This is a genomic window from Paenibacillus sp. FJAT-26967 (genome assembly GCF_001541095.1).
Classification (GTDB): Bacteria; Bacillota; Bacilli; order Paenibacillales; family NBRC-103111; genus Paenibacillus_F.
Genome location: NZ_LMXH01000001.1, coordinates 933028 through 951317 on the forward strand (window position 1 = coordinate 933028; position 18290 = coordinate 951317).

Genomic DNA, 18290 nt, shown 5'->3' on the forward strand with positions numbered 1-18290 from the left:
TATATATCATGGAATTATACCCGATTGCACCTGCGGGAATCCGCCCGTGAGGAGTGAGAGCTATTCAGTTGTCGCAGCGCCAGATGGAAATTCTGGATTTTATTCATAAACAGGCACCCATCACAGGAGAGCAGATCGCAGAACAGCTGGGTGTGAGCCGTCCGACTATTCGTTCGGATCTTTCCCTCCTCGTGATGCTCGGCCATATCAATGCCAAGCCGAAGGTCGGTTATTTTCCTAACAAGTCTTTTCGTGAAGAGCAAGCAAACGGTCTCAAGCTTAAGGTGAAGCAGGTCCAGTCGATGCCGGTCATCGTTCGCAAGACCGCTACAGTAGGCGACGCAGTCGTTGCCCTGTTCGTCGATAACGTCGGCGGTCTGGTCGTTGCGGACGAGGAAGGCATGCTGCTTGGTGTCATATCGCCCAAGGACCTGCTTAAGGTAACGCTTGGCAATCCTGCAGCTGCTTCCATGCCGGTCAGCTTAGTCATGACGCGTAAACCGCAGCTCATCACCGTTACACCGGATGATGATGTCATTGAAGCGGCACGCAAAATGGCGGAGCACCAGATCGATATGCTGCCTGTAGTTATTCCACATGAGAACGGGAGCGACCAGCCGTCTCTTGAAGTGGTCGGGCGCATTTCCAAAACGACAATGACCCGAGTGCTGCTTGATGCGGCCCGGAAGTGGTAAGGAAGGGGAACACATACCGGATGGTTCAGGATGCACAACAACAAACGATCACAATTTGCTCCGATTCCGTCGGAGAGACGGCGGAAACGGTCGTTCGTGCCACGATTCGCCAATTTAACGGCCAAGATGTCAAGATGAGGCGGATCGGGCATATTAAACATGAAGATGAAATCCGTGAGATTATGGAAGAAGTGCATCGTGAGGGCGGCTTCGTCGCCTATACGCTCGTTCAGCCTGAACTCCGGGAAATGATGAAGGAAGAAGCGATTCGTCTCGGGGTCCGTGCCATTGATATCATGGGGCCGATGATGCAGGCTTACATTGATACATTCGATGGCGCGCCAACCCGTAAGCCGGGTCTTATGCACGAGCTGGACGATGCTTATTTCCGGCGTGTCGAGGCCATTGAATTCGCAGTCAAATGCGACGACGGCCGCGATACGACATCGATGATGAATGCCGATATTGTACTCATCGGCGTGTCACGTACTTCGAAGACACCGCTCAGTATCTTCCTTGCGCATAAGGGATATAAAGTGGCGAACTTCCCGCTCGTGCCGGAAGTGAAGCTTCCTCCGGAATTGTTCGAGTTTCCCGGCAGCCGCATCGTCGCGTTGACGATGAACGCCGAGAAGCTGTTCAAAATCCGTATCGAGCGGCTCAAGACGCTGGGACTTCCATTCGGCTCCCAGTACGCCACCTTGGGGCGGATCAACGAGGAGCTGGAGCACGCCATCGCCATTGCGAAGCGTCTGCGCTGTCCGGTCATAGACGTGACCGACAAAGCTATCGAGGAGACGGCAGGTCTCATTATTGAGTTTATTCAGCCGTGACCTTTCAGGTTGCGGCTTTTTTGAGGAAATAACCTTATAAAAGAGCCCATTTCGCAGGCTAAGTGAGCCTTAGAATTTTGACTAAATTTAGACCCAACAGCCCACCTATCAAAGACAGGATAAGTCCTATAGTCCCCATGGCAAAACCGGCCGCAGATAGCGCTTCGATAAGTGACATTTTTTCTCTGTTTAGAACATATGAAGTGCCCCATGCTAAAGGATGAGCGAGGAAAAAGATCAGAAATCCGCACCAGAAAACATGTTTTTTACTCTCCCATTTATTAAGGAAAAGGATATAAGCCCAACCACTAAGAGATAACACGAGTACAGACGAGATAAGTAATAATGAGAAAACAAATTCAAAACCCAAAGAAAGAGTTAGGACCCAAGTAATGAAGGGAAATAGTAGGATGATCAGCAAGAATTTCAAAGATCTCAAAGTAAGCCCCCCGTTTGTAAGGAAGTCAAGGAATCATAAATCTTGACTTCCTAAAAATTTAATTTGAAACAGTGAAATCAGCATTGGGATACGGAGGAAAAAGATTATCAAATCCTTGATTCTTAAAACTATAAGCTAATACGGCATAACCATTATCATCGGGACTGCCGGTAACAAACCATAGCTCATGACTTGGTGCCTTATCATGATTTCCTGTAATAATGTACTTCCCACTTCTATTTATTTCTCCTATATATTCATAAGTAATTCCTGGAGCCGGTACTAATCCACCGACTGGTCTCACTGCAATTAAAGCATTATGGTAAATCTTCCATTTGATTTTTCCTGTTGCACTATCGTAAAAAGTACTGGGGGGATATAAATAGATATTATCGTCACTTGCAGTTTTGCTATCCAGTGGCTTGTATTTGAGATCATACCATCTTGTAGGCCAAATATACTTATTTAATGTGCTATAATAGGGCGTTTCATTAATAGATGAAAAGTTCGCAATGAATCTGGTATCTGTTCTTGCTGAATTACAAGTATAACATGGAGACGTACGTGTATCACCGCCATAATAGCCATCCCAACCAATATTTCGATAGGCAGTAGGTGAACGAGTATACGCTTCAGGGATATATGTTCTATATTTAAAGCTATATCTTATATCATATGCTAAAGCAGTTAAAGTATTCGATTCGTTTTTATCTATATTCTTAACTAATACTAGATCCTTTTTTTCATTCTTATCTTGGTGTTCACTAACAATTTTATAACTTGTATATTTAGAATCATCATAGTTATTATCGCTGTAATTGCTTTTTTTTAGATCAGAGACAAGTAATTCATCATTCTTATATATTTGATAGTTTCCGTTCCCAAAATCATCCCAATCCATTATTACTTTTTTCTTCTTTTTAACAATGTTTATTGTTTTTCCTTCCATTAAATTAGTTGTCTCTATACTCTTCTTTTTTGTCTGGGCTTTAACCTTTATAGTATTTTCTTTTTTTTCCTTTCCTTTTTCGTCTAGTTCTTTAATAAAATATTCTACGCTTGTTCCTGGAGTTAATTTAGTTTGGGTAAAATTTTGTTTATCGCTTTCTTGAACAATCTTTCCATCCAGATCTATGACCTGATAAATGCTTTTTTTGTTCCCGGACCAAGCTAAATTAATAGAATCGGCTGTTGTTTCAATATTTGTTATAGTTACCTCGGCTTCTGTTGCTTTCTCAGCATAAGAATTTTCAGGGTTAAAAATAAAGATCAAACCAAGCAAGAAAAAAACTTTAAGTAACTTGTACATTTACTTCCTCCCTTTTATATGAATGTTATTTTAAGTTATATGTTAAATAAACACATTTGGTAAAAATAAAACCTGAAAAGTAAAATAAAAACTTTTTATGTAAATAATTCTGGCAACAAATTTTATCATTTCACTTTGGTTGAGTTAGCAACTGAAATCCAGTCCGTTCAAAGCTGCATAACAGGAGTATTACTTCAAGTTTTATGAGTCATTGGACTCGATAACTTATGTATAAATTCTCTCAAGACCGTGAACCAACCTAATACGCCTATTTTCCTTCCGCCACCGCACCATTGGTAACCGCCCTTCATACACTAAGTTGACTGTATCCCTTACCCTTGTAATGACCCCAAAAACCCGAGCAAGGAGGGATGGCAACTTGAAGGGAAGCGACCATAAAAACAAATTCTTACTGACAAATCGCGAACGCGAAGTCTTCGAACTGCTGGTACAGGACAAAACGACGAAGGATATTGCACAGCAGCTTTTTATCAGCGAGAAGACTGTGCGAAACCATATCTCCAATGTCATGCAAAAACTGAACGTAAAAGGTCGTTCACAGGCGGTAGTCGAGCTAATTAAACTCGGCGAACTTAAAATCTGACGAAGCAACCCTTGCCAGGGGAAACCCTCTTTAGAATGATCCGCTTATCGGATGATCCTGAAGAGGTTTTTTTTAAGCAGTTTTCAAGGCAGGGGTGTTTAACTTAAATTCATCATCGAGAAAAAATAGGTCCTTAGTCCTAAGTTATGAAGGATTAATGAAGTGCATGGCGAATATCATGAAATAATACCCAATATTTAGGCGGGTGCGTGTGTCAGGGGAACATGGTTTATGTTCTTTTCTGTTGCTGAGAATACATACATAGGGAGTAGCGAATGCCGAACTGTCGAACTCGAAAAACAATTTCAATAACTAAAAGGGGTAGTGGAATGTGACGGTCGAACAGATACTTTTTAAAGTCTTCATGATGATTTCCATGTACAGTTCACCAGAAACGGTTGTGACTCAGCATGAGAATGTAATCATAGTAAATGGAGGGCACTGGAAACAGAAAATGACGGTTGTATTTATGTCATCCATTAGAAGTGAGGATCAGATTCCGGGGGAACTAATTTATGAAGTACTAACAGAAGATATAACACCTCAGCAACCCTAGCAGCTGGAAATAACGGAAAGAGTTCACTCAATGGTGGGCTTTTTTTATTTAAACCAGGAGGAAAAAAAAAGCGATCCCCGAATTTGTAAAGGATTGGAAAGGATTAAAATATTTAAAGGGGAGAAGCGGATGGATCGTTTACGTTATCCGATCGGGTTATTTGAACCGGTACAGAATCCGGCGCCGCAGCAGCGTAAGAAGTGGATAGAAGATATTGCGGAACTCCCGGGGGTTCTTGGGCACACCGTGCGCCATTTAACTTCCGAGCAGCTGCTCACACCTTATCGGCCAGGCGGCTGGACGGTCCAGCAGGTCATTCATCACATGGCCGATAATGACATGAACGCTTTTCTCCGTTTCAAAAGAGCGCTGACCGAGGATAGTCCTGCGGCAAGCTCCTACAGAGAAGATTTGTGGGCGGAACTAAGTGACTATTCCGCACCTGTCGAAACTTCGCTGGTTCTGCTGGAATCAATCCACAGCCGGTTTGCGGTTTTACTTCGTTCCTTGCAACCCTCCCAATTCCAAAGAACCTTCACAAGTCCCGCTCACGGCGAAATGAATCTGGATACGGCTGTTCACAGATATGCCTGGCATGGGCGGCATCATCTTGCTCAAATCACGTCACTTATTGAACGTTCGGGCTGGTCATTCCGCCAATTTATTTAACGGTGTGCGCAAGCGGACCTCTTTAGAATCATCGTTTTCCGGATGGTTCTGAAGAGGTTTTTTATCGATCTGAAGATAATTTTTATAATTCACAGAGGAATACTTGGTATTTTTTGTGTCTGCTTTGATCATTTTTACCAAATATTCATACATAAATCCAATTATTATCTTGCCTGTCATATCTATTGGGCATAAACTGAAATGGTTATCATTTCCTTTTGGCGGCGTATTTTGAAGGCGCACGTGCACGACAGGGGCTCGTACTAGCAGAGCTGTTGACGGTGCATGTAGTAGGAAGGGAATGTAACGATTTTATACAAATAGAGAGACAGGAAGTGGGAGAGCAATGAAAGTACTGAAATGGATTATGATGAGCTGCTTGATCGTGCTGTTAGCAGCAGGTACGCCGGTAAGTTCGGTCCTTGCCGCTGGCGGTGCGCCGGGAACACCGACATTAATGCATGATAACACGGATGGAGACGGCAACTACACGATCACCATGAACATGTGGTGGGGAGAGAACGGAACGTCGGTCAAGTTTTACGAGAATAATAATTTGATTGATACACAGGCACTGACAGCTAATTCGCCGCAGGCGCAGCAGGCCGCCAAGGCGATCAGCTACAAGCAAGCCGGGACCTATACATACAAAGCGGAGCTGATTAACAGCAGTGGAGTGACCACCAGCCAGCCGGTTACTGTTACAGTGACGACGGGATCGAACCCTCCCGGACCTGCCCCGGTATTCAAAGTAACGAACTTTACCGATAACGAGTCAATCGGTTACGCGCTGCCGCTTATTCGCGGAACGCTCAATAATACGTCGGCTACGTCGGTCACCTTGACGAATACGTCTTCCACCCGTGACACCAAGGTTATGCAAGGGGATGCGGCGCAGGGCAATTTCAAAGTGTTTGCCGATCTGGTGCCCGGAGAGAACAATCTGGTGATCCAAAGCGGAGCCAGCCAGATTACACTCAAATTAATCTACGAGCCTCAAACGAATGATGCGGTGACGCGTATTTTCTGGTATGTTCCGGAAGATGGCAGTACACAGTACCAGACTCAGCTTCCGAACGATCCGCAGAATTATGCAGCCAAGCTCAGTACTTATATGAAAATGGTGCAATCTTTTACGGCTGATTCTATGAACCGCAACGGGAACGGCCGCAAAACGTTCAATCTGGAAATGAATGAGACGACCGGGAAAGTGGACGTACATGTACTGAGGAGCCTCTACCCGACTTCTTATTATTATAACAAAACCTATAACAAGGATAATCTCTATTGGGAAGTTGCGGCCGCAGTTCCGCAGCAGTATCCTCAGACAGGCACTAAGAATCTTGCCTTCGTCGGTTTTACTAAATACGATGCGGCCGAGGATTATATGTATGCGCACATTGCGCTCGGCGGCGGGGATTACGGCGTGTTCGGGGGCTCGACGGTCTGGCTGTATCCGGACAACGAAACTCAGATCACGAGTAAATTTAGCAGCGCGAGTCCGGTAGACAGCAAGTTCCTCGGGGAGAATGTTTCCACCGTTCAAGCCGGGTTATCCGTTGGATACGGCGCAGCTCTGCATGAGCTAGGACATGCATTCGGTCTTCCGCATGAGGGTGGACCTAATTCCATTATGCAGCGGGGATTTGATTACTTGCACCGGTTTGTCGTCACAAAGGATGCATCCGGCTACGTCTTCGGTGAGAATGAGCTTCCGGCATGGGACCCGGTGAGTGCACCTACCTTGAATAACAGCCCGTATTTCCGGATGTACAAGAAAGCTCCCGGTTTGACCGTCGGCGGAACTGTTACGGCGAGTACGAATGACAGTCCTGCAGGTGAGACGAAAGAGAATGCATTCGATAACAATGAAGCGACGAAGTGGCTGACTTTTAACAGCAGTGCGTCCCTCCAGTATCAGTTTGCGGGGAATAACGCTTATGCCGTGAAGTCCTATTCGATTACATCGGCCAATGACGAACCGGATCGTGATCCTTTGAATTGGACTGTTTCCGGCTCTAATGATGGGGTGAACTGGTATGTGGTTGACACCCGCAGCAATGAGGATTTTGCTAACCGCATGGAGACCAGAACCTTTGCCGTTAACAACACTACGGCCTATAGATATTACAAATTTGACTTAAGCAATAACAGCGGCACGATTCTGCAGCTTGCAGATATTCATTTGTTCGATTAATACTAAGCAAAGCAGATGCGCTGTGAATCATAGAATAGATTGCTAGAATAGTTTATTCCGGACATCCGTTATAGAGGCATGTGCTAGTCATGCTTTTGTATCGGGTGTCTTTTTGCAAGCAGGGAGTGGTACTCGGTGGTCATACGAAAGGTCTACTAAAAACCAACATTTTCCTTTATAATGTAGGTATTAGTGCCTATTTTTATATCCAGAGAGAAGGTTTTATATGAAATCCTTACACAAGGTAATGAGTGTTTTACTTGCGGTGTGTATGCTGATGCTAAGCACGAATGCTTATGCGGAGAACATTCTTCAGAATCAAGCCGTTAATGGCGGCACGATCAATCAGAACATTGTATTCATTGATGTGAACAACCACTGGGCTAACGACGCTATCTACGATATGGCGAAGAAAGGCATCATTAGCGGCTACGAAGACTCCTCGTTCCAGCCTGAGAAATCCATCACCAGAGAAGAATTTGCCAAGCTTATTGCGCTCACATTTTCTCTCGATTTGCCGAAACCGGGGACACCGACTTTCTCGGACGTGTTTCCGGACAAGTGGTCCTATGAATACATTGAAGGAACGAAGGAATTCTTGACAGGATACTATCCCCCTAAAGGGAAGGCTTTCTTCAGCCCGGAAACTAAGGCGACCCGGGAAGATGTTGCAGTCGCGCTGGTCAAAACCTTGGGTTATTCTTCCAATGATGTGGAGGACAGCAATACTCTTTCCCGCAATTTTTACGATACGGATGAGATTTCATACGCACTTAGAGACTATGTCGCGATTGCGACAGAGAAACAACTGATCAGCGGATATGATGATGCCACATTCAGACCTCAGCAGCCGATCACCCGGGCTGAGGTAGCGACTTTGCTGTTCCGGGTTATCAAGTCTTCCTCCCAGGATCAGGCGGATGGACCGATGCTGGAAGTCAGCATGCCGGAGAAAACGGAGAACGGCACGTTCTATATTTCAGGCAAAACGCACCGGGATGCCAAAGTAATGATTAACGATGAAAGCACAGCAGTCGTTAACGGTGCCTTTAAAGAAGGTTTCAAGCTGGAGGAAGAAGGTACTTACGATGTGCATATCGTGGCCAAGCTTCCGAGCGGCAAGACGAACAGTGTGACCAAAACGATTACGTATAAGACGAGCGGACCGGTTCTCAAATTAAACGATACCCCGGAGACCGTCACAACCGAATCCTTTACAATCTCGGGTACGGTCAAAGATGTGAATGACAGCAGCCCCGCGGTCTATCTTAACGAAGAGAAGCTGTATGTGAGCTCGTGGGACAATTCGTTTACCCAGAAGGTCACCCTTAAAGATGGAGAAAATGTCTTCACGATTAAGGCTAAGAACAAAGCGGATAAAGAAACCGTAATCACCAAAACCGTGACGCTCCGTGCCGGAGGTCCCGTGTTGAAGATTAATTCGGTAGCAGACACGACCCAATCCGACACCATTACGGTATCCGGTAAGGTTACGGACTCGAATGACAGCAGCCCGGTCGTTTACCTGAACGATGAGGAGCTATTCGTATTCTCTTATGACGGTTCTTTTACCAAGAAGGTTAAACTCTCTGAAGGAGAGAACATCCTGACCTTCACCGCAGAGAATAAGAATGACAAAGTAACGACAGTGGTTAAGAAAGTCACGTTTAATGCCGGCGGACCTGTACTCAAGATTAATGCCTTGGCGGAGTCTACTCAACTTGACAGCATTACGGTATCCGGTACGGTTACGGACTCGAACGACAGTTACCCCGTGGTTTATTTGAATGGCGCGGAACTCTTTGTAACTTCTTATAGCGGTTCTTTCTCCCAGAAAGTCTATTTGGAAGAGGGGGAGAATACGCTCACCTTTAAAGCACAGAACAAGCTCGGCAAAACGACCACGATCGTCAAAAGCGTGACCTTAAACGCGGGAGGCCCTGTCATTAAGTTGAACAGCTTGCCTGAGAGAGCTGCAACCAAATCGATAACGATTTCCGGGAACGTGACGGATAAGAACGACAGCAACCCGGTGGTTTATCTCAATGAAATGAAGATTTACTTGTACAGCGGAGCCTTCTCGGAGCAAGTGACCTTAGCGGACGGTGTCAACACTTTTACTATTCGTGTTACCAATAAAGCGGGCAAGTCAAGCAGTGCGATCCAAACCATAACGTTCGAGCCAGACGCCCCCCTCATCACATTAAACTACTTCCCGGTGAATACGGCGCTGAATTCAGTAACGATTACGGGGACAATCTCTGACAAGAATGACAATTATCCGGTCGTTTATTTTAATGATCGTAAAATTTATGTGTATAGCGGTTCCTTCTCGGAAGAGCTCTCTCTCAAAAAAGGAGTCAACGAGTTCAAGGTTGTCGCTTCCAATAAGTTCGGTAAAACAACGACCGTAACACGTAATGTATACCGTAACGACAAGTAAAATGCCGATCTATTCCGACAATTGCAACATGTAGCTATCTTGAGCCTTCTCCCTGACGGGGGAGGGCTTTTGTGTTTTCCTGCAAGTCTTCCCCAGGCATGCAATTGTTAATTGTCTGTAACTACTCTTTTCTATTAAAAATGTAAAATGAAAAAAGGTAGTGAAGAGGAGGCAAGCTGTACCTATGAAAAAATGGATCCTTGCAGGGGGCCTTAGCGCCGCCTTGTTAGTCGGAGCTACTGTCGGAGCTTATGCAGCATCGAATCTGGACGTCATTCAGGCTTATTTGAACAAGTCTCTGCAAGTGGAAGTGAACGGAATTGTCTCCGTGATGAAAGATGAGCAAGGCAATGAACTGCAGCCGATCACGTATGAAGGGAACACTTATCTGCCGGCAAGATCGATTGCAAGTGCGCTGGATGTGGAGGTTTCATGGGATGGCGCGAACAATCGTGTTACGCTTACAGACCGCCCTTACATAACAGTTAGTGAAGATGAGGCAGAAGTTCTGAATCAATACGGATATACCTTTCAAATACCTGCCTGGGTTCAGAATCTTAGACTGGACATTTTGTCGGACGAGAATTTGAAAACCATTCAAGAAGACAGCAATCTGGATAAGCGGGTGCAATCCGTTGTGTTCGTGCAGTACATGATTCAGGATGAGAATGTCCACCGGCTGCATGATGAGATCGCTAGAATTGAAGTCTACAAGGCGGCGGATTGGGTGAAGAAGAAAACGGAGCCGGGCGCAGGCGCAGTGCTTAAAGAGAGCGGACAATATGTCTATACCGTCGTAAAAGCGGAGAAGCCCGATCTGGAGGCGGGTACGCGGGATGCCAAGGGCTACGAGGATTTAAGCGCCTGGCTGAGTCTGCAAAACTATTATTTGAATTTGACAGAGAAATAACCTATAGAAGATGTATAACCCATTCGAGAGAAGAGCATGTGAGTAAGAGTGTGTAACAGCACGTCTTTACCGGATGCTTTTTTTGTTGCGAAAAAAGATGCTCAATAAACTCCACAAAATTATCCACTAGTTCCGCAATTGAAGAGGTCGTTCCGAACGTGTCCATTTCCTTATAATTTTAATTGCAAGCGATTTCATCGAAAGGAGGGAATTCATACTATCTGCCTGATGATCCTACATTAGTAAATGGGATACATTAAACAAGAAAGGGTGCATCCAATGACAGCAACCACAAAAGGATTGAAAAAAGCCGCTCTGCAGCTTCTGGGCTTCATCCTTATCGTTACTTCGGTTCTCGGTTTCGGGACCGTGAAGACGGAAGCGGCGGCAGCTAATGATTTTCAGGCTTCGGTGATGGGGCCTCTGACCAAAGTAACGGATTGGAATGCGTTCAAGAACCAGCTGCGTACTTTGAAAAGTAACGGAGTGTACGCCATTACAACCGATGTCTGGTGGGGAATGGTCGAAAGCGCAGGGGATAACCAGTTTGACTGGGGCTACTACAAGACCTATGCGAGTGCCGTACAAGAAGCGGGCCTGAAATGGGTTCCTATTCTCTCGACCCATAAATGCGGCGGCAACGTGGGTGACGACTGCAATATTCCGCTTCCGAACTGGTTGTGGAGCAAAGGAACCGCGGATGAAATGCAGTTCAAGAGCGAGACCGGCTATGTCAACAATGAGACCGTATCGCCCCTCTGGAACGGAATCGGCAAGCAGTACACGGAGCTGTACAGCTCCTTTGCAGCTAATTTTGCTACATATAAAGCTATTATCCCCAAAATCTATCTGAGCGGCGGTCCGGCTGGAGAGCTCCGGTTCCCGTCCTATAATGCGGCGGCGGGCTGGAGCTATCCTGCAAGAGGCAAATTTCAGGCTTATACGGAAACGGCGAAGAATGCATTCCGCCAAGCCATGCTGGCCAAATACGGATCTCTAAGCGGAATCAATCAGGCTTGGGGACTTAGTTTAACAAATGCAAACCAGATTAATCCTCCGGGTGACGGAGACGGCTTCTACACGGGAGGCGGGTATAAGACGGCCTACGGCAAAGATTTCTTGTCCTGGTACCAGAGCGTTCTGGAAAATCATCTCGGGATCATTGGCAGCGCGGCTCACAAAAGTTTGGACCCGGTATTCGGCGTGTCGATCGGTGCCAAAGTTTCCGGGGTGCACTGGCAGATGACGAGTCCTTCCATGCCGCACAGCGCGGAACAGGCAGCAGGGTATTATGATTACAACCGGCTTATTCAGAAATTTAAAGACAACAACCTGGATTTGACCTTCACTTGTCTGGAAATGTCCGACAGCGGTTCAGCGCCGAACTATTCCATGCCTTCTACACTGGTCGATCAAGTCTCGGCTATTGCGAGTGCCAAAGGAGTACGCCTTAACGGAGAAAATGCGCTCCCGGCATCGGGCACTGCCGCTTTCAAGAAGATTGAAGATAAGATTACGAAATACGGCTACAGCGGCTTTACGCTGCTTCGTCTGGCAAACGTGGTCAACCCGGACGGTTCAGTCACAGGGGAAATGGCTAATTTCAAGCAGTACGTGATCACTCATGCCAAACCGGCTGATGGCACAACCGGATCTGTAACGCTGTATTACAAGAAAGGCTTCAGTACGCCTTATATTCATTATCGTCCCGCAGGCGGAACATGGACGAATGTTCCGGGAGTACGAATGAGTGACTCGGAAGTCAGCGGTTATGCCAAAATTACGATCCCTATCGGGTCGGCTGCCCAATTGGAAGCTTGTTTTAACGACGGCAGCAACAACTGGGACAGCAACAACACTGCCAATTACTTCTTTAACAAGGGAACCTACACCTATACCCCCGGAACCAACGGGGCAGCGGGTAAAATAACGACGGGAGCTCCGGCAGGCGCTTTAACGGCTAAAGCTTCCTAGCTGCCGGAAGTTTCATGAGCTTGGATAGATTAAAATAAACTCATGGATAATTGAATACTTGAACTTCCAGGAGTACATGAAACCAAGAACCAAGAACCGAGAACCGAGAACCAAGAACCGAGAACCGAGAACCGAGAACCAAGAACCAAGAACCAAGAACCAAGAACCAAGAACCAAGAACCAAGAACCAAGAACCAAGAACTGAACCTGAGCCTAAACTGTGAACTCATGAACCGTGAAACCACGAAACCACGAAACCACGAAACGCATGGAACCGTGAACTCATAACTGAACCTCCCAAAAAGACTTCCGTATCCACTCAGGTGGAACGGAAGTCTTTTTGGTAAAAAGCTTCTTACATTGTTATAAAAAAAACATACAGCAAGCGGCTATTAGCAGTACTTAGAGTGTTTCTGAAATACACATAGGGAATAGAACTCCATGTATCTGCGCTCCGTGTCCCGGCATCGGAACACCCCGCCGCTGAAGCACTCACAACATCAGTGACCGACCTCCCAAAGCGAACCCGACACTGGAAGATCGTCTGCCTGTGCAGCGGCTGATTTCTATCGGAAAATCTGGACAGCGGATGCCGTGCCAACCCGCGCCGGTTACGAGAACGGCGCCATCATCGGCTGGATCAGCCCCAGCGTGAACAGCGCGGCGAGAATCATCGCGACGCTGGCGACGGCGCCTTCCTCGCTGCCGAGCTCGCGGGCTTTGCTCGTGCCGGCCCCGTGGGCGCCCATGCCGAGCAGCAGGCCGCGCGATATGCCGCTGCGGATATGCAGCGAGCGGATGACCAGCGGCCCGATGATCGAGCCGCAGACGCCGGTGATCACCACGAAGACAGCGGTGATCGAGGGAATACCGCCGAGCGATCGCGATACCTCCATCGCGATCGGAGTGGTGATCGACCGCGGCGCGACGCTCTCGATCATCTGCGGGCTCGCATGAATCCATCCCGCAGGCAGGACTGAGGTCAGCACAGCGACCACTGAACCGCACAGGACGCCGGTTACGAGCACCACCGCGTGCTTGCGGAGGAGCTTGAACTGGCGGTACAGCGGGATGGCGAAGGCCACCGTCGCCGGCTGCAGCAGTTCGGTAAGCGGGCGGGTGCCGCCGCTGTATACTTCAACCGGCGTGCCGGTGAAGTACAGCATAGCCATCAGCAGCACAGGCGCTACGAGCAGCGGGGTCAGATAAGCTTTGCGCGTACGCTGATACAGCTTATTGGCTCCCCAGAATACCGCTATAGTAACGATTAAATAAATTAGTCCGGTAGCATTCATGCGGCGGCATCCTCCTTTTCAGCTTTCGCACCGCGGCGCTTTCCTACAAATTCGGCTACCAGGCCCGTGCTGGCCATGACGGCGAACGTGCTGACAATGATGATCAACACATACCGGCTTCCCGACATGGTGAACATTTCTTTATATTCCAGAATGCCGACCGCAGGCGGCACGAAAAATAACAGCAGCTTGGAGAGGAGATAATCCGCTCCTTGTTCAATCCATTCCAGCCGCACCCAGCCCAAATGCAGGGAGGCAAATACAAGTGCAATGCCTACAATACTGCCGGGTACCGGGAGATGCAGCACCTTCGACAGCAGGCTGCCGAAATAAGCAAAGCCGAACAGCAGCGCGATTTGACCGATCGTTATGGTCAACGGCTTTAGTACTTTCCATCCTTGTGTCATCCGGAAAACCCCTTCCTGTTCCATGAGTATACTTCCGGCCTTTAGATAGGTAAAATACATATATCGAATAGTTTTCATTCCTTTTCTCTATGGAAGGGGTAACAACGTAAGCGGCAAAGGAGAAAACACTCATGGACGTTCGTCACTTGCAATATTTTCTCGAGACGGCCAAACGCCGCAGCTTTACGAAAGCGGCTGAAGCGCTCCATGTTACACAGCCGACCATCAGCAAGATGATCCGTACGCTGGAAGAGGAGCTGGGAGTCGAACTGTTCGACAGATCGTCCCGCCAAATCGTGCTGACTGACGCGGGCGAAGCCGTTCTGGCGCAGGCGCAGCAGATCGTCCGTTCCGTGCAGCAGCTGTCCGTCCAGTTGGGTGATGTCGTGTCGATGCGCAAGGGGCAGATCCGCATTGGTCTGCCCCCGATGATCGGGGCCCCGTTCTTCCCCGAGCTGATCGCGGCCTTCCATCGTCTGTATCCGGGGATCGGCATCCGCCTGATCGAAGAGGGAGGGCGGACTGTGGAGCAGGAAGTCGAGAATGGCAGCCTGGATCTTGGGGTTGCGGTTCTTCCCGTTGATCCGCTGAAGTTTGACCAATTCGCTTTTGTCAAAGAAGAGCTGCGGCTGGTAGTTCACAAGGAGCACCGGCTCGCGAACCGGAAATCCGTGCGGCTGGCCGAGCTGAGCCGCGAACCTTTTCTCATGTTCCAGGAAGACTTTACTTTATATGAAAGAATACCGCAGGCATGCATTCAGGCGGGATTCAAACCGGATATTATCTATGAGAGCTCACAGTGGGACTTCTTGAGCGCCATGGCGGGCGCCGGTCTGGGTGTAGCGCTGCTGCCCGAAACTATTTGCCGGAGGCTCGATCCTGCGAAAGTCGTAGACATTACTCTGGTGTCCCCGAGTATAATGTGGCACCTGGCTATGATCTGGCGCAAGGATGGATACCTCTCTTTCGCTGCCAGGGAGTGGCTGAGATTTTCCAGGGAATGGCTGTTTGAACCTGAACGTTAAGGCGTAATAAAGAAGTGGTTTATCGGTTTTGTTTCCTATCGAAACATGATACGATAATAGAAATGTTTTCAAAATTTTGTATAAGAGATTTTGAATGAAATGAGGAGCGCTATGATCCGCACAATGGCTGTTACACGCAGCATGGAGCTTCTCTTCGACCTTCCTTTGGATGAACTGGATCAAGATCATATAGAATGGTACTGGGTAGACTTTGACTGCCCCACGGAGGAAGAGGCTCTCTTGCTGGACCGGCATTTTCATTTTCATCCGCTTGCCGTGGAAGACTGTATGCACCGGCTCCAGAGACCCAAGCTGGATCATTATGGGGACGTGCACTTTTTTGTCCTGCATTCTATTCATCCCTCGACACTGGCGGCATATGAGGTCGATCTTTTTCTGGCGCCGAAGTTTCTGGTATCGTTTCATTTTACGAAACTCAAGGAAATTGACGGGGCTTGGCGCAAGTTCCAACAGAACGAGGCTTACTGGGACAAGGGGGCATCCTTCGGGGCTTACCTGATTATGGACAAACTTGTGGATGATTTTTTTCCGAGTGTGCATAAGCTTGAAGATGAAATGAATGAATTCGACTCCGATCAGAAGGGGAATTCCATCCATACGCTGATGAGGCGCGTCTTTGACATCCGTACGAAGCTTGTCCAGCTCAGGCGCACCATTGTACCGATGAGGGATCTGCTCTACCGGGTCTTAAGTTCGGAGAGGATTCCGCACATCAAAGAGCAGCATGCTTACTTCTCGGATATCCACGACCACCTCTTGAAACTGTCGGAAATGATAGATTCCGTCCGGGATACGACAGCGGATATGCGGGAGAATTTCGTTTCCCTGAATTCATACCGGATGAATAATATTATGAAAACCTTGACGGTGATCACAACGATTTTTATGCCGCTGACCTTCATGGCTGGAATATACGGAATGAATTTTGACAATATGCCCGAGCTTCACTGGCAGTCCGGTTACTTTATTGTGCTCGGCGTAATGCTGGCTGTGGCCGCAATGATGTTTTATTGGTTTAAGCGCAAAGGGTGGTTCGATTAAGCGGAGAGACGGACTTAATCATAGAGAAACGGGGATGAGAATTTGAACGAAGAATGGTTCCGCAGAAGCTTCGGCAAAGACTATTTACTAGTGTACAAACACCGTAATTTTGAGGGGGCTTATGCGGAGGTCAAAAGAATGATCGACTGGCTGGATCTGCCGAAGGGCGCTGAAGTGCTCGATTTGTGCTGCGGCATGGGCCGCCATTCCCTTGCACTGGCCGACTTCGGTTTCAATGTGACAGGAGTCGATCTGTCGGAAGTCCTGCTCGAAGAAGCGCGCAAACTGGATCAAGACGGCCGCGTCACCTGGATGCAGGGAGATATGCGCTGCGTGCCGGTGGACCGGACTTTTGACGCGGTAGTCAATTTGTTCACTTCTTTCGGTTATTTCGAGAATGACCTTGAGAACGGACGCGTCCCGGGCGAGATTGCGCGGCTGCTCAAGCCGGGAGGCCAGTTTATTATTGACTTCCTGAATCCGGCTTTTGTAAAGCAGAATCTGGTTCCTCATTCTCTGCGTGAAGAAGAAGGACAGCGTATAGAAGAAACGAGATACATAGAAGACGGGTATGTACGCAAAAAAATTTCGATCCAGGACGAAGAGCATGGTGAGAGAGGCTATTCCGAACAAGTCCGGCTGTATGAGCGGGATGCTTTTCTGAAGATGCTTGAAGAAGTCGGTTTGAGAGTCGACCGTGTGTACGGCGGCTATGACGGCAGTCTTTACGAGCCAAAGACTTCAGCCCGGATGATCTTTGTAGGCAGCCGGACAGGGGGCGTGCCGCAATGAACACACCGGCATCTGCACCTGTGAAGGAGCTGCGCCGCGGATTGTGGCAGGTCAAGGTTCCGCTGCCGTTCCCGCTGCGCTGGGTCAACAGCTACGTGCTGCAAGGCAGCGCCGGCGGGGTCACGATCCTGGACCCCGGACTGCGCACGGAAGCTGCGGAAGAACTGTGGACCACCGTTCTTCCGCAGCTGGGTATCCCTTACGACCGCATCGGGCAGGTCGTATTGACCCACCACCATCCCGATCATTACGGGATGGCCGGGTGGCTGCAGGAGCGCACGGACGCGCCGGTTTACCTGTCGGAAACCGGCATAGAGCAGGCTGCGCTCCTGTGGGGGCCGGGGCAGCCGATGACACGGCTGCTTACGGAGCTGTTCGCACAGCACGGCATGGATGCCGCGCAGTGCGAACAGCTGACGAAGCATATGGACAGCTTCGTCCCGCTTGTATCGCCGCAGCCGTCGATGACGGCGCTGCGGCCAGGGGACCGCGTCCGCCTCGGAGATGCGGAGTACGAAGCGATCGAGACGCCGGGACATGCGGCCGGACATCTCTGCTTCTACGACGCCGATGCGGAAGAGATCTTCTGCGGCGATCATGTGCTGCCGCGGATCACGCCGAACATCAGCTTCATGCCCGGCGTGGAAGAGGACCCGCTCGGTGCGTATTTGAGCAGCCTGGATGTAATTGGCAGGCTCAAGGTCCGGATGGCGTATCCGGGCCATCGCGATCCTTTCGCGGGTTTCAGCGAAAGGGCGCTGGAGCTGATCCGCCACCATGAGGAGCGGCTGGCACTCATGACGGACAAGCTGCGCGAGCAGCCGATGACCGCGTACGAGCTGTGCCGTGCGACGTTCGGGGACCGTCTGTCGCTGCACCAGCTGCGCTTCGCGATGGCCGAGACTATCGCGCATACGGTCCGCCTGGAGCTTGGCGGACGTGTCCGCGCGGAAGAAGCCGGCGGCCTGATCGTCTACTCGGCTTAAGAATGCACCGGATTTCCGCCTTCTCCATACTCCGGCGATCATGACTCTGATCAAAAAGAACCTTTCAGAATCACTTTATCAAGTGGTTCCGAAA

15 protein-coding genes are annotated in these 18290 nt (G+C 48.6%); 12 read left to right on the top strand and 3 right to left on the bottom strand.

The annotated features are described in order from the left end of the window. Window positions 1-83 precede the first annotated feature (83 nt). Together AR333_RS04100 and AR333_RS04105 are read left to right on the top strand one after the other, a co-directional pair. Window positions 84-695, top strand: a complete 612-nt coding sequence (locus AR333_RS04100) for a helix-turn-helix transcriptional regulator (protein WP_068775113.1) — start codon at window positions 84-86, stop codon at window positions 693-695. Between the two features lie 20 nt (window positions 696-715). Then, a complete protein-coding gene (locus tag AR333_RS04105; protein ID WP_068774037.1) occupies window positions 716-1528 on the top strand; it encodes a pyruvate, water dikinase regulatory protein in 813 nt (270 codons plus the stop codon). Window positions 1529-2025: 497 nt separating this feature from the next. On the opposite strand, the gene AR333_RS04115 is transcribed toward AR333_RS04105, so the two are convergent. After that, window positions 2026-3276 (bottom strand): hypothetical protein, encoded by a 1251-nt coding sequence (locus AR333_RS04115; RefSeq protein WP_068774039.1) that lies wholly within the window; start codon window positions 3274-3276, stop codon window positions 2026-2028. Between the two features lie 379 nt (window positions 3277-3655). Between AR333_RS04115 and AR333_RS04120 the strand changes: the two genes are divergently transcribed. From AR333_RS04120 to AR333_RS04155, 6 genes are all read left to right on the top strand, one after another. Beyond that, window positions 3656-3880 (top strand): response regulator transcription factor, encoded by a 225-nt coding sequence (locus AR333_RS04120; protein WP_009672290.1) that lies wholly within the window; start codon window positions 3656-3658, stop codon window positions 3878-3880. A gap of 685 nt (window positions 3881-4565) precedes the next feature. Further along, window positions 4566-5105: a YfiT family bacillithiol transferase gene (locus AR333_RS04130; RefSeq protein ID WP_068775114.1), complete on the top strand. Its 540-nt coding sequence runs from the start codon at window positions 4566-4568 to the stop codon at window positions 5103-5105. A gap of 346 nt (window positions 5106-5451) precedes the next feature. Next, complete coding sequence (locus AR333_RS04140) at window positions 5452-7302, top strand: discoidin domain-containing protein (protein WP_068774042.1); 1851 nt, start codon at window positions 5452-5454, stop codon at window positions 7300-7302. 226 nt (window positions 7303-7528) lie between these two features. Beyond that, entirely contained in the window at window positions 7529-9745 is a 2217-nt protein-coding gene (locus AR333_RS04145; RefSeq protein WP_084783495.1) for an S-layer homology domain-containing protein, read from the top strand. Between the two features lie 184 nt (window positions 9746-9929). Continuing rightward, window positions 9930-10655, top strand: coding sequence for a stalk domain-containing protein (locus tag AR333_RS04150; RefSeq protein ID WP_068774043.1), 726 nt, complete (start codon window positions 9930-9932; stop codon window positions 10653-10655). A 279-nt stretch (window positions 10656-10934) separates the two neighbouring features. Beyond that, on the top strand, window positions 10935-12629 hold the full coding sequence (locus AR333_RS04155) for a family 14 glycosylhydrolase (RefSeq protein WP_068774044.1): 1695 nt from the start codon (window positions 10935-10937) through the stop codon (window positions 12627-12629). A 611-nt stretch (window positions 12630-13240) separates the two neighbouring features. On the opposite strand, the gene AR333_RS04160 is transcribed toward AR333_RS04155, so the two are convergent. Next, window positions 13241-13924, bottom strand: a complete 684-nt coding sequence (locus AR333_RS04160; RefSeq protein ID WP_068774045.1) for an LrgB family protein — start codon at window positions 13922-13924, stop codon at window positions 13241-13243. Beyond that, window positions 13921-14331, bottom strand: coding sequence for a CidA/LrgA family protein (locus tag AR333_RS04165; RefSeq protein WP_156430826.1), 411 nt, complete (start codon window positions 14329-14331; stop codon window positions 13921-13923). Before AR333_RS04165 ends, AR333_RS04160 begins: the two co-directional genes overlap by 4 nt. Window positions 14332-14462: 131 nt before the next feature. Between AR333_RS04165 and AR333_RS04170 the strand changes: the two genes are divergently transcribed. From AR333_RS04170 to AR333_RS04185, 4 genes are all read left to right on the top strand, one after another. Beyond that, the gene (locus tag AR333_RS04170) at window positions 14463-15356 is read left to right on the top strand and encodes a LysR family transcriptional regulator (RefSeq protein ID WP_068774047.1); all 894 of its coding nucleotides are present in this window, start codon (window positions 14463-14465) and stop codon (window positions 15354-15356) included. A 111-nt stretch (window positions 15357-15467) separates the two neighbouring features. Continuing rightward, window positions 15468-16418: a magnesium/cobalt transporter CorA gene (gene corA / locus AR333_RS04175; protein ID WP_068774048.1), complete on the top strand. Its 951-nt coding sequence runs from the start codon at window positions 15468-15470 to the stop codon at window positions 16416-16418. A 42-nt stretch (window positions 16419-16460) separates the two neighbouring features. Continuing rightward, window positions 16461-17210 (top strand): class I SAM-dependent methyltransferase, encoded by a 750-nt coding sequence (locus AR333_RS04180; protein WP_068774049.1) that lies wholly within the window; start codon window positions 16461-16463, stop codon window positions 17208-17210. Continuing rightward, window positions 17207-18196, top strand: coding sequence for an MBL fold metallo-hydrolase (locus AR333_RS04185; protein WP_068774050.1), 990 nt, complete (start codon window positions 17207-17209; stop codon window positions 18194-18196). Before AR333_RS04180 ends, AR333_RS04185 begins: the two co-directional genes overlap by 4 nt. Window positions 18197-18290: the final 94 nt, after the last annotated feature.